The 13,953-nt window shown below is 47.6% G+C and carries 8 protein-coding genes; 1 reads left to right on the forward strand and 7 read right to left on the reverse strand.

From position 1 onward, the window contains the following. Positions 1-5: 5 nt before the first annotated feature. Together BW716_RS07770 and BW716_RS07775 are read right to left on the reverse strand one after the other, a co-directional pair. Positions 6-3,302, reverse strand: coding sequence for a DEAD/DEAH box helicase (locus tag BW716_RS07770; RefSeq protein ID WP_083721963.1), 3,297 nt, complete (start codon positions 3,300-3,302; stop codon positions 6-8). A gap of 73 nt (positions 3,303-3,375) precedes the next feature. Further along, on the reverse strand, positions 3,376-3,888 hold the full coding sequence (locus BW716_RS07775; protein ID WP_179091034.1) for a thermonuclease family protein: 513 nt from the start codon (positions 3,886-3,888) through the stop codon (positions 3,376-3,378). Positions 3,889-4,016: 128 nt separating this feature from the next. On the opposite strand from BW716_RS07775, the gene proC reads away from it, so the two are divergent. After that, positions 4,017-4,817: a pyrroline-5-carboxylate reductase gene (proC, locus tag BW716_RS07780; protein ID WP_083722021.1), complete on the forward strand. Its 801-nt coding sequence runs from the start codon at positions 4,017-4,019 to the stop codon at positions 4,815-4,817. Between the two features lie 23 nt (positions 4,818-4,840). Here the strand turns inward: proC and BW716_RS07785 are convergent, their stop codons facing one another. The 5 genes from BW716_RS07785 to nusA all read right to left on the reverse strand — a co-directional run bounded on the left by BW716_RS07785 (position 4,841) and on the right by nusA (position 13,940). After that, positions 4,841-5,341, reverse strand: coding sequence for a histidine phosphatase family protein (locus tag BW716_RS07785; protein WP_083721965.1), 501 nt, complete (start codon positions 5,339-5,341; stop codon positions 4,841-4,843). 166 nt (positions 5,342-5,507) lie between these two features. Beyond that, a complete protein-coding gene (locus tag BW716_RS07790; protein ID WP_083721966.1) occupies positions 5,508-7,355 on the reverse strand; it encodes an amidophosphoribosyltransferase in 1,848 nt (615 codons plus the stop codon). Positions 7,356-7,437: 82 nt separating this feature from the next. Further along, positions 7,438-8,820 carry a peptidylprolyl isomerase gene (locus BW716_RS07795; protein ID WP_083721967.1) on the reverse strand — a complete coding sequence of 461 codons (1,383 nt, stop codon included), beginning with the start codon at positions 8,818-8,820 and terminating at the stop codon, positions 7,438-7,440. A gap of 110 nt (positions 8,821-8,930) precedes the next feature. Beyond that, positions 8,931-12,569, reverse strand: a complete 3,639-nt coding sequence (gene infB / locus BW716_RS07800) for a translation initiation factor IF-2 (RefSeq protein WP_083722022.1) — start codon at positions 12,567-12,569, stop codon at positions 8,931-8,933. Between the two features lie 123 nt (positions 12,570-12,692). Then, positions 12,693-13,940, reverse strand: coding sequence for a transcription termination factor NusA (gene nusA / locus BW716_RS07805; RefSeq protein WP_083721968.1), 1,248 nt, complete (start codon positions 13,938-13,940; stop codon positions 12,693-12,695). Positions 13,941-13,953: the final 13 nt, after the last annotated feature.

A 13,953-nucleotide genomic window follows, 5' to 3' on the forward strand; every position in this document is an offset into this window, starting at 1 on the left:
ATTTTTTATTGTGCCCTGATCTTATCCAGCACCTTGCTATAGTGCATACTACTCCGCAGTGCCGGCTCATATCCCATCAGTATTACCTGCTGTCGTGCCCGTGATAGGGTAACCAGCAGCTTCCTGTCTACCTCTATCGTATGCTCCTCCCATCTGAAAGTGCCAAGGCTTTGTAACATATTCAACTGAGTAGGATGATATACCGCCAGTGATATGATGATGATATCATTCTCTGCGCCCTGGAAGCGTTCAGCGGTATCTATGTTGATGGCTTGTAGTACTTCGTTAGTGCCTATCAGTTCTCTGATCAGACTTATCTGGGTGCGCCATGGTGTCACTACTCCCACTGTTTCTTTATTAAAAGCCGCTCCCCTGCTCTCCTGTAGATAAGTGAGCAGTGATACCACCTGTTGTGCCTCTGTCAGATGCATTTTGGAAGTCGGCTCCATAGGACTGGGCAGGAAGATGGTTCTGCCTTGTGAAAGTATGTGATGCCAGTCGCCATCAGCTACATCCTGCTTTACAAAAGGAGCTGCCTGTAAAGGTTGGCCTGGCGATAACTGGTGAGCATAGTAATGATTGATCAGGTCTGCGATATCATTGTGCATGCGGAAATGGGTATTCAGCATGCCCCAGCCATGATGCCAGCCGTTTTGTTTACAAGCCTGGATCAGCCTTTCGAATAGTGTGCAGCGCAGATCTGTAATACCTGTACTGTGTAAAAGGGGCTCTTCCGTCATACAGAAATTATCTGCCTGCGCGACCACTGGTGGCAGCTGGTTCTGATCTCCGATCAGGATAAACTTCTGAAAAGGCAACACCAATCCTAAAAGCTGTGGCTCCGTCAACTGAGAGGCCTCGTCTACAATGAGGGTATCCGTTTTAACCCCCAGCAATTGCAGGTTAGGTAACCGGGTAGCCATCGTTGCCACCGTAGCTACAAAGATCTGCTGATTGGCAATGTACTCCCTGGCCTGTGCAATATCCCCTTCCAGGCAATAGGTTCTCAATTGATTTTCTGCTGCTGAACGGCGGCCGCCCAACCGCAGGTATTGTACACCTTTGCTTTCCAGCTTTTTGCAAATTTCGTCTACTGCCTTGTTGGTAAAAGCCACGATCATCATCTGGGTGCCGGCAGCTGCCAGAGAAGTCACCATCGAAGTAAGCAGGGAGGATGTCTTACCGGTACCGGGAGGTCCCTGTACCAGGTAATAGTCTTTGGCATCCAGCGCAGCCTGCAGGATCTCTTGCTGATTGCTGTTGAACATGGTGGGGGCAGGTAGCGGAAATGGCACCCTGACGGGTTCCCGCATGCCCAGTAACAACTCCATTCTGGCAGCAAAGCGGGGTTCCAGTACATGAAACAGCGCCGTCGCTGAGATCCAGAAGTTGGATTCATAAATATCGTGTTCGATCACCCATTGTTGCTGGTGAGCAAAGAAGTCGTGGGTGATCTGTCGGTTGTTCAGTGAAAAGGTCAGCCTGTCTTTCTGCAATTCATCTACCCTGCCTTTCAGGATCTGGTGTTGCAATGGCGCCAGTCCGGTGGTATCTCTTGGATAAATGATGGCAGTATCCCCGGGGCGAAAGTTATGATTCACCGGCTCCTGTATGGTGAATACAACACTACTCTGGGCTTCATCAAAATTCTGGAAACAGAGGCCGGGAATAATCGTGAACCGGGTTAGCTTTTCCGATTCGGGTTGTAACCAGAGAGCGGCAAAGCCTTCAGCATCTTCTTCCCTGTGCATGGAGGCATACATACCACACTTGGCCAGCAGGAACTCCCTGAGCAAGAAAGAAAGGAACTGCTGATAGTAGCTTCTTAGCAGTGGACTGGCCTTGCCATAAGTTTCTTCGAAGTTGGCAAAGTGCACTACGCTGAAAGAAGGCAATCCTTCGCCAGCGAGTGTCGTGATTTTTTCAAGTATATCATATTCTCCTGAGGAGAGTCTTAATAGTTGGGAGACGATTTCATTGCGCAGGGCGAGCAACTCATTTTCCGCTGGGCGGTTATTCGCCATGTTGCGCAATGGGCTATTGGATGCAGAAGAATACAGGATCGCAGAGCTGCCACAGCGCTGATCGCCAAAAGTAGATTGTAGCAGCAGGTTATACCCTGTTACCTGCATTTCGTGGTTCTTCCAGGCTCCAAAATCCGGCGCCCTGCCACTTTTGAGCTCAAAGATCTCCTTACGGGTAGGATCTGTATCATCTTCTGCCAGGATATCCAGACGGCCCTGTAGGCCATATAAAGCAGAAAAGAAGGTCGGTTCTATTCTCACCGGCCGGTCTTTCAATTCCCTGGATGCCTCCAATAAATTTGGCCAGTGCGTTTCCCTGATGTCGGCATACATGCTGTTCAGCTCCTGTCTGCCATAGCCAGCCGCCTGCAATACATTTTCGGCCACTGCTTCTACAAAGGATTCCCGGAGCTTCATATCCGGGTGACGTAGCACATTGTCCAGCAGGGAGTTGACGATATTTCCCTTGAAAGCAGGCAACCCGGTCGTTTGTGGTACCAGTTTCCTGACTAAGTATAAAAACGGATTAGGGCCGCTGCGGCCAAAGCATTCTGCCAGATCACTGATGTCGATGAGGAGATCGGGTTCCAGTATAAACCGGGTGGCTTTCACTGCTTCGTACTGGCCCGTAGCCTCATCACGATCTGCATGCAGAATATGGAGGGTATCATATACCCGTACCTGTTTGTGAAGGGCAGCAGTATGTGGCTGATAAACAGTAGTAATGTTGATCAGGAACTCCCCTGCCTCATCATCTTTGCCCTGGAGTACAAACGACTCCACACCATCAGGTGTTTTTTGCAAAGGGCCTACGCCGGTAACGAGGCATTTGAGGAGGGGCACCAGCGGATTATCATCCACCGGACCCTGTATCAGGGTCTCTCCTGCTACGGAGGCACAACGTTCCAGCAGCGCTTCGGGGGGAGGAACCTCGTAATATTGTTCAATGACATCGGCCAGGGTACGGATACAGAGCAGGGCATCCTGCTGATCGGCACGGAGGCCGCCCATCATGGCTTTGGTGGTAAGAATGCGAAGAATGGTCAGTTGGCGCCGTTGATTGGATGCTACTCCGTGCTTGTCGAAGTAGAACTGCATACGGGCAAACAGGTTGCTGAAGCTACGGGCTTCATTTTTGGTGAGATGCCGGAATAACTGCTCGAGTACGCCCCGCAAAAATCGCAGGGTGACTAGCGGCTGGTGCCCATCTCCGGCTTCCAGCAGGCGCATATACAACATATGGCCGGTGAGGGCTTTATCGCTGGTATTCACTGACATAAGTTAAATACAGATTTCCACTTATATTGATATCCCTAAANNTTTAGGGATATCAATATAAGGGGGTAGTAAATTAAGCAGCCTTTTTCTTCCTGTTTTTGTTTTTGGCTGAGCGGAACTCCCAGGGAGCGATAGGTTTTCCCTGCTTCCAGAGTCCCAGTTTATTACGTTTGGCTGTGGCCTGTGCCGCGGCCAATGGTGCACTTTTAGAATATTCTGTATAATGCCAGGCATGCCCTCCGGCTATCATCCAGCCATTAATGTATTCACCTTTGCTACTATAGACATCGCCTATCCAGCGCTGATACCTGTCTTTTCGTAACAGTTCGACCGTTACGATCTTGTTGAAACACAAATCGGACAATGCCTGTTTGCTTTTCTGGTAGTAGTCCTGCCCCTTCTCCGGTGCATCGATCGCAGAAAGCCTGATGCGGAACGTCTCTTTTTTTACCAGTACCTCAAATGTATCTCCATCTATGATCCGCACTACCTTTCCTTTTATTTTCTTCGGTGGGCTGGCCACTATTGTCTGAGTAAACAGACAAAGGAGCATACACATGATCACTCTAAAAAAAAGTTTAGGCATTGCATAGGATTTTGGGATGCGAAGTAACAAATTTTCCCCCGAAGAGCCTAACCATTGTGGCTGATTCATTTGCACATTTGCATATCTTGTTATACCTTCCCCTTGATTTAAAGCATATAGTGAACAACATGTCTAGCAAAAAAATAGCTATCATCGGTGGTGGCAATCTTGGTGCTGCCATTGCACAGGGTTTACTGAAAAGCGGGTTTTCACAACCAGCCGACCTGACGATTACCAGAAGAAACGTGACGGCTCTGAAAGACTTTCAGACAGCCGGTGTCAATACAACTGCTGATAACGAAGCCGCTATCCGTGATGCGGAGATCGTTGTCATCGCCCTCAAGCCGTACAACTGGAAAGATGTACTGAGCAAAGTGCAGACCGCCTTTGATCCATCCAGGCAGGTGCTGATCAGTGTCATGACTGGGGTGTTAATGGATGACCTGGAAAAGGTAGGTGGTACCGGTATCGCAGTCGTACGTGCCATGCCGAATACAGCCATTGCTATTCAGGAGTCAATGACCTGTGTGTGCTACAAGAATGTGGCGCCTGAGCTGCAGGATTATGTGAAGGATATGTTCGACCAGCTGGGGGTAACCGTAGCTATCGACGAAAAGCTGATGGATGCGGCCACGGTACTGGGTGCCTGTGGTATTGCATATGCACTGCGTTTTATCAGGGCCAACATCCAGGGTGGTATCGAAATCGGCTTTGACGTACGTACGGCAAACCTGATCGCGGCACAAACCGTGAAGGGGGCGGCAGAATTGCTGATCCGTGAGAAACGCCATCCGGAAGAAGAGATCGACAAGGTGACTACCCCTAAAGGTTGTACGATTGCAGGTCTTAATGAGATGGAACACCAGGGATTCAGTTCTTCACTGATCAAAGGAATCACAGTATCCTACAATAAGATTCAGAAAGACTAAGATAGGGAGAAACAGGACGGGGCTTAGACTACTTCTGCTTTGGGATAGTCAAAGAATAGAAAGTTCTTGGTGGCGCTGTCAAACTCTTTCCATGAATTGATATTAGCTTTTACAGCAAAAACGCCGGTGGTAGGGATATTGTCTATCCTGATTTCCTGCGTGATGTAATTGGCGAAGTCGGTGATACCTGGATTGTGAGCGAAGATGGCGACAGTGTCGATATCATCATCAATCTTAGTGATCATTTTCAGGAAGGTAGAGGCGTAGCAAAGATAGAGTTCGTCTTCCAGCAGGATGGCATCTTTGTCATAATGCCATTCTTTAGCCATGAGACGGGCAGTCGTTTTGGTGCGTTTGGCGGGGCTGGCGATAAGGAGTTCGGGAACGATTCCCCTGGAGTGTAGGCGAGTGGCCATTTCTGGTGCGTTTTGTTTGCCCCGTTTGTTGAGTGGCCGGTCAAAATCATCTACGTCCGGATCATTCCAGCTAGATTTTGCGTGGCGGATCAGCAGTAACGTTTTCATCCTGTTATTGATAATTGACTTTTAGTTACTTACTAATTTACTGAAATAACTGGATCACTTCATGGTGTGGCCTGCTGCATAAAGCCTGATTTAAGATAAAATTAATAATGCCCGTAGCAGGTGCTGCCTAAAAATAAAGCCCGTTGCGTAGCAACGGGCTTTATTTTTAGTATCCTCTTTCGTTCTTCCCTTCCATGAAGTTCATAAACGCCTTATTCACTACCCTATTCCCTCCCGGTGTCGGATAATTCCCTGTAAAGTACCAATCCCCTAAGTTATTAGGACAAGCCTCGTGCAGGCTCTCAATAGACTGATAAATCACATTTACCTCTGCGCTTATTCCTTTCGGAGTGATGATCTCTGCAATCTTTGCAGAAATCTGCTCAGTAGTAAATGGTTTATAAATATTCCTCACCACGTTCTGCGCATGCAATGTATTTGTACGTTGTAACTCATTGCACAAACCATACGCTTCCTGCAGTATATGCTCCTTACCATGGTCTTTCAGCAGGGCAATTGCTGCCTGGAAAGCCACAAAATCACCCATCTTGCTCATATCAATACCATAGCAGTCAGGATAACGGATCTGTGGAGCAGAAGAAACGATAATAATACGTTTTGGACCCAGTCTGTCCAGCATTTTGATAATGCTTTCACGCAGGGTGGTACCTCTTACGATAGAGTCATCGATCACTACCAGCGTATCCACACCCGGACGAACAGTACCATAAGTGATGTCATACACGTGCTGCACCATCTCATTACGGCTGGTATCGGCAGTGATGAACGTACGCATCTTCACGTCTTTGATAGCAATTTTGTCGATGCGGATACGGCGGTTCACCATTTCAGTCAGCTTTTCCTCATCGAAGTCTTTGCCCCATGATACGATCCTTTCTACCTTGATTTTATTCAGGTAGTCTTCCAAACCCTTGATCATACCATAAAAGGCAATCTCAGCAGTGTTTGGAATAAAGGAGAAGATGGTATTCTTCAGGTCATTATTAATATCTGCAAGAACCCGCTCAGCCAGGTTGTAACCCAGGCGGGAACGCTCTTTATAGATCTTTTCGTCATTACCACGGGAGAAGTAGATCCTCTCGAAGCTACAAGCTTTACGTTCTTTCTGATCCAGGATCTGCTCAATGCTGTATTCGCCGTTTTCTTTTACGATCAGGGCGTTTCCTGGCATCAGTTCGTGTACTTCATTTTCACCTACATTGAATGCGGTACGGATGGCAGCACGCTCAGAAGCGGCTACGATCACCTCGTCATTCACATAATAATAAGAAGGACGGATACCGTGGCCATCGCGGATCACGAAAGAATCGCCGCTACCCAGCAGGCCACACACGTGATAACCACCGTCGAACATAGAGAAGGCATCCTTCAGGATCTTCTTCACATCCAGTCCGTTCTGACGTACTTCATCTTCTTTGCACAGGAAGTGGTGTACAACTTCCAGCATCGCCGCGAGGTCACTGTTACGGTGAGTTTCTCCCGGGTCTACATTTACGAACTTAAACAGTTCATCAGCATTTACGAGGTTGAAGTTGCCTGCGATAGAGAGGTTGCGTGCGGGGATGGTGTTATATCTTACGAACGGGTGGCAGAGTTCTACGTTGTTTTTACCCTGAGTGGCGTAGCGGAGGTGACCCATCATGTTTTCGCCGAGGAAACGCATGTGGCCTTTCATGAGGCCGGGGTACTTGGTAATTTCCGGTTGGTACTTTTCGATTTCGTCGATTTCGTCTCTTACCTTGCCGAAGATGTCTCCTATGGCTTGGGGAGCGCTGCTTCGAAGCCTGTGCATGAAGGGAACCCCGGGTTCGGTGTTCAACTTCACAGTGGCTATACCTGCACCATCCTGTCCACGGTTATGCTGCTTTTCCATCAGCAGGTACAATTTGTTGAGGCCGTAGAAAACCGTTCCATATTGTTGCTGATAATAAGAAAAAGGCTTCCTAAGTCTTATAAATGCTAATCCGCATTCATGTTTTATGGCTTCGCTCATCCCATTATGAATTGAAGGCGCGAAGTTACGTTGAAAAAACCTAAACAAAAAGGCGGATCGATTTGATCCGCCTTTTCAGTAATTACTTCTGTGCTACTGCACCCATCCATCTGGCTATATGCCCACATTTCTTATACTCATTATCTACATGGATGTAATATGTAGGGATTGTTTCTCTCAGCCATTTATCTCTTGCTTCTGCCTGTTTGATGGCCAATGTACGCTGTTGAATACGTGCGTAATCGTCATTCAGGTTTTCGCGGTGAGGGTTGGTACGTGTTTTCAGGTATACGATACGAAGCTGGGTAGCTTTGCTTTCTTCGTCTACATACTGTACAGGTTCTGATATGCCGCCTGGTTTCAGGGTATCGAGCATCATAACGATGGCTCTTTCTGATGGCTGATCCAGCTGGTCCATAGTGATCAGGGTACCGCCGCTTACATTGTTCTGCAACATACCACCTGTAAATTTGGCCATTTGCTCATCGCTGAATTTGTTCACAGCATCACCGAAGTTCATTTTACCATTTACGATGAGTTGACGAATGCTATCCAGTTTCACCTTTGCAGCAGCGATATCAGACTTACCAACGAGTGGTTTAAGCAGGATGTGCTGTACGGTGATGTTGTCGCCCTGGCGTTTCAGACACTGGATCAGGTGGTAACCGAACTGGCTTTTTACAGGAGAAGAGATCTCATTTTCCTTGAGCCTGAAAGAGGCAGCAAGGAATTCAGGATCCCACTGTTTGTCAGTACGGTTCAGGATGTAGATACCATTATTTTCTTTGGTACCTGGATCTTCGGAGATCATGATGGCCTGGCGGCCGAAGTCGGCTTTCTTTGCCAATACATCTTTTTTGATCTCATTCAGGCGGTCGATGGTGTATTGTTCCATCTCTTTGGTTGCCTTTGGAATGATGATCAGTTGACCGATTTCCAGTTCAGACTCATAAAATTTGAGGCTGTCCTTAGGAATACCGTCAAAATATCTTTTCACCTCAGAAGGTGTAACTTTCACAGAGTTAGTGATCTTGTCCTGCATAGCCTTGGCCAGCAGCCCTTCTTTGATAGGCTGGCGGAAGCGCTCACGCAGCTGGTATACGGAGTAACCGGTTATTTCTTTCATTTTCTCACGGCTACCGTACAGTTGCTCGAAGTAGCGGATACGGTTGTCGATCTGACCATCCACATCTGATTCACTTACGGGCAAGCTGTCTCTCTCTGCCTGAATCACCATTACTTTTTGGGCAATGATCTGTTCCATGATCGTACAAGCCGCATCAGGAGGCAGATTACCGTCCTGAATCTGGCGTTGCATATTCACCAGTTCCCCTTCTACATCGGAGCTCAGGATGATCTTATCTCCCACAATAGCGGCAATTTTGTCCGCCACCATTCGCTGCTGCGCAGAAGCAACCTGACCGAGCAGCATCACAACTGCAGAAAAAGCCAAAAATTTATTCATAGTATTAAATAGCACAGTGAGTCTCAAAAATAACCAAAAAATAAGCCGCGTAAGAGCGGCTTATTTTTTTAACAAAATTTTATTGCTGTAAAAGCCTTGTGCAGGCTGCATTAGAGCGTACGTTTAACTTCTACTTCTTCGAAACCTTCTACGATATCGCCCACTTTCAGGTCGCTGTAATTCTTGATACTCAGACCGCACTCCATGTTGGATGCAACTTCCTTCACATCGTCCTTATAGCGTTTCAGGGATTGAAGTTCGCCGGTGTAGATCACGATACCTTCACGTACCAGGTTGACACGGGTGTTACGGGTGATCTTACCATCCAGTACAAAGCAACCTGCAACGGTAACCTTGTCGAAGCGGTAGGTTTCGCGGATTTCCACGTTCGCAACCACTTTCTTCTCGATCTTCGGTTCCAGCATACCTTCCATCGCGCTCTTCAGTTCATCGATAGCGTCATAGATGATGGAGTAAGTACGGATTTCGATATTTTCTTTCTCTGCCAGTTTGCTAGCCTGAGAAGAAGGTCGAACCTGGAAGCCGAGGATGATCGCATCGGATGCGGTAGCCAGCAATACGTCGGATTCGGTGATCTGACCTACTGCCTTGTGTACAACGCTCACCACGATTTCTTCGGTAGACAGTTTCTGCAGGGAGTCGCTCAGCGCTTCTACAGAACCATCGAAGTCACCCTTGATGATTACGTTCAGTTGTTTGAAGTTGCCCAGTGCCAGACGGCGGCCAATTTCATCCAGTGTGATATGTTTCTTAGTACGGATACCTTGTTCGCGGATGATCTGAGCACGACGGTTTGCAGTTTCCTTCGCTTCAGATTCATTTTCATACATTCTGAATTTCTCACCGGCCTGTGGAGCACCGTTCAGACCCAGCACCTGTACAGGAGCAGATGGCCCGGCGGAGTCAACGCGCAGACCGCGTTCGTTGAACATCGCTTTGATCTTACCGAAGTTAGAACCGGAAGCGATGGTATCGCCCTGACGGAGGGTACCATTTTGTACCAGCAGGGTCGCTACATAACCACGACCTTTATCGAGAGAGGCTTCGATCACGCTACCGGAACCTTCCCTGTTCGGGTTAGCTTTCAGTTCCAGCAGTTCTGCTTCGAGCAGGATCTTTTCCAATAATACGTCGATGTTCAGACCGCTCTTCGCTGAGATTTCCTGGCTTTGGTATTTACCACCCCAATCTTCAACCAGGAGGTTCATACCTGCCAGTTGTTCTTTGATTTTTTCCGGGTTGGCGCCATCCTTATCGATCTTGTTGATCGCAAAGATCATTGGCAGACCAGCAGCCTGTGAGTGGGAGATTGCTTCACGTGTTTGAGGCATGATAGCATCGTCCGCAGCGATTACGATGATTGCAATATCCGCCACCTTGGCACCACGGGCACGCATCGCTGTAAACGCTTCGTGACCAGGGGTATCGAGGAAGGTAACGCGCTTGCCAGCAGCTGTAGTCACCTGGTAAGCACCAATGTGCTGGGTGATACCGCCGGCCTCACCGGATACTACGTTTGCATTACGGATATAGTCAAGTAATGAAGTTTTACCGTGGTCAACGTGACCCATGATGGTAACGATTGGTGCTCTAGGTACCAGATCTTCTTCATTATCCTGGATTTCTTCTTCTTCTATGTCGTCGGATTCATCTACACCGATGAATTCTACTTCATAGCCAAACTCGCCAGCTACCAGTTCGATTACTTCTGCATCCAGACGTTGGTTGATGGATACCATGATACCCAGTCCCATACATTTTGAGATCACCTCGGCAAAGCTTACATCCATCAGGTTGGCCAGTTCGCTTACAGAAACGAACTCAGTAACCTGCAGCTTGTGGTCACCGCCGGCCTGATTTGCCATTTGCTCAGCGAGCTCATGACGTTTCTCACGGCGTTGTTTTGCTTTGATGTTTTTGCCTCGGCCTCCACCACCGCCCATTTTGGCCATGGTTTCCTTGATCTTATTCTGGATTTCGTTTTTGTCGATCTCCTTATCTTCTGGCTTGCCGCTACGGTTGTTATAGCTGCTACCACCTGGGCGATTGCCATATTGGCCGCCACCACTACGGTTGTAACCACCACCTTGTCCACCCGGACGGTTGCCACCCTGACCACCACCTGGACCGCGATTGCCTCCCTGATGACCTGGACCACCCGGACCACGGTTACCACCCTGATGACCTGGACCACCACCTGGGCGGTTGTCACGGTTAGGTGCGGTATGAGGTCTGCTAGGACCAGCCGGACGGTTAGTGTTGCTACTATTATTGTTGTTATGGCCGCCACCGTGACTATGATCACGGTTACCACCACCACCACGGTTGTCTCTGTTGAAGTTACGGTTACCACCCTCGCGGTTACCGCCCTGGTGACCCTGGCCACCACGGTTACCACCCTGGTTGTTGCCATGAGTACCTTCGCCACCCTTGTTGGCTTCATCGCCTGGCTGGATAGGCTCAGGTTTCTTTTCGACAATTATACGCTTACGTTTACGGTTGTTTTCGGCATTATTATTATTGCCACCGCGGTTGAAGTTATTATTGCCCTTATTGTCACGATCTCTCCTTTCCTGATGAACGGGGAGGTCGATTTTACCGATGACTTTAGGACCAGTTAATTTTTCTGCCTGAATGTTTTCAATTACGGCAGAACCGGTGTTGTCATCTTGCTCAGATGTGATATCTGCTGCTGCAACTACGTCCATATGGTGTGCGGCCGGCTTAATTTGTTCTTTTGCAGCCGGTTCTTTTGTTTTTTCCTGAGCAGCTGCCGGTTTTTCGGTAGCTGGCGCCTGTTTCTCTTCTACAGCTTTTGGAGCAGTTTTTTCAGCAGCAGGCGCTGTAATTTTTTCTTTTTCTATTGGTTGTTGTTGCACCGGAGTAGGTTTTACTTCTGGCTGGACAGGTTTTTCTGTCGCAACAGGAGTTTGAACCGGAGGAGTAGTTTGCTGTTGTACAGGAGGTACCTGTACAGGCTCTTGCGCCTTAGCTACCGGTTCCGGTTGTTTTGCAACCGGTGGTTTCTCTTCCTGTTCTGGCCTTTTAGCTGCGGCAGGCTGAGGTTTTTTATTATTATGTCTGTTCAGAGCCTCGAGGTCGATAGTGCCCATGATTTTAGGACCATTGATTCTTGGAGTATCTGGTTTCTTTTCAGGTTCCGGTTGTGGCTTTGGTTCCGGCGCTTTTTCAGCGACAGGTGCTACAGGCGGTTGCTGCGGTTTAACTTCTTCCTTCACTATAACAGGAGGAACTTCTGCAACCGGTGCCTTTACAGGCTCTGGTTTAGGCTCAGGCTTCGGCTCCGGTTTGGGTTCGGGCTTCGGCTCGGCTTTAGGCTGTTCTACCTTCGGCTCAGGCTTTGGTTCTGGTTTAGCTTCTGGTTTTGGTACCTCTGCTACCGGGGCTGTGGGCTGCTCTTCCTTGGCAGCTGCTTCTTTCTTCTTAGCGGCTGCTTCTGCTTCTTCTTTTTCCTTCTTCTTCATTGCATCTAACACGCTTCCTTTGGGCAGGGCTATCTGATCGCTTTTACGCTTATTAGCCTTGTCCTGTTGGAATTCAGATTGCAAAGCTGTGTACATCTGAGAGGTCAGGCGTGCATTAGGTGAACCGAATCCATCCATGTCATAGCCTTTATTAGAAAGGAAGTCGATCAACGTTTCCTTTCCAATATTAAACTCTTTCGCTGCTGCCAGCAATCGCGGCGTGTTGTTTGTTACTTCAGGCATATTGTAATCTCGGGCCTCCCCTTTTTTCCCGTTTATCAACGGGACTCCTTTTTAACAATTAACAATAACTTAAAAAAAATCCTGTCAAGTAAGCCCACATCCCGGGGAAGTGGAGGTGCGGTCTTACTCTTTGTCAAATTCTTCCTGCAGGATCCTTCTCACGTCCTTTACAGTTTCTTCTTCCAGATCAGAACGACGTACCAATTCTTCAACAGTCAGGTCTAATACGCTACGGGCGGTATCACAACCAATACGTTTGAGTTCATCCAGTACCCATTCTTCGATCTCATCTGAGAATTCGGAAAGGTCAATATCGTACTCAGCCTGCTCTTGTTCCTCATCACGGAATACATCTATTTCATATCCGGTCAATTCACAGGCCAATTTAATATTTACCCCTTTTTTACCGATAGCCAGAGATACCTGATCTGCCTTTAAAAAAACGGATGCGTATTTATTCTCATTATCTATTTCCATGCGGCTGATACGCGCAGGTGTTAACGCACGCTGGATCAACAGTTGAATATTCGCAGTATAGTTAATGATATCAATATTTTCGTTTCGCAGTTCACGTACTATGCCATGGATACGGCTTCCTTTCATACCCACACAGGCACCAACAGGGTCGATACGGTCGTCATATGATTCAACTGCCACTTTAGCTCTTTCTCCGGGCTCACGAACGATTTTCTTGATTACAATCAGGCCGTCAAAGATCTCCGGAACTTCAATTTCCAGCAATTTAGCGAGGAAGGTAGGATGGGTGCGGGAGAGAATGATGAGCGGAGCGTTGTTCTTCATCTCCACTTTTTTTACTACTGCCCTTACATTTTCACCTTTCTTGAAATAATCGGTAGGAATCTGTTCAGATTTAGGTAAAATTAACTCATTCCTTTCATCATCAAGCAATAAAACTTCTTTTTTCCAAACCTGGTAGACTTCACCTGTTACAATTTCACCTACCCTATCCGCATATTTCTTTACTAAAATGTTCTTTTTCAGGTCACCGATACGTGCAGACAATGTCTGCTTAGCAGCCAGGATGGCTCTGCGGCCAAAATCCATGATCTCAACTTCCTCGTACAAATCCTCACCTACCTGGTAATCCGGTTCTACTAAAATGGCTTCAGAATAAGCGATCTGTGCATTATCATCTTCTACCTCACCATCATTAACAATGGTACGGCGGCGCAATATTTCCAGGTCACCTTTCTCAGTATTTACAATCACGTCAAAATTCTCATCAGAGCCATACTTTTTACGGAGAAGCGTTTTAAACACATCTTCTAACACCTTCATTAACGTAGGACGGTCAATGTTTTCTGCTTCTTTAAACTCCGTGAATGACTCAATCAGATTAATACTAGCCATGTTTTGCTTATAT

It is taken from the genome of [Flexibacter] sp. ATCC 35208 (assembly GCF_001975825.1).
GTDB lineage: Bacteria > Bacteroidota > Bacteroidia > Chitinophagales > Chitinophagaceae > Chitinophaga.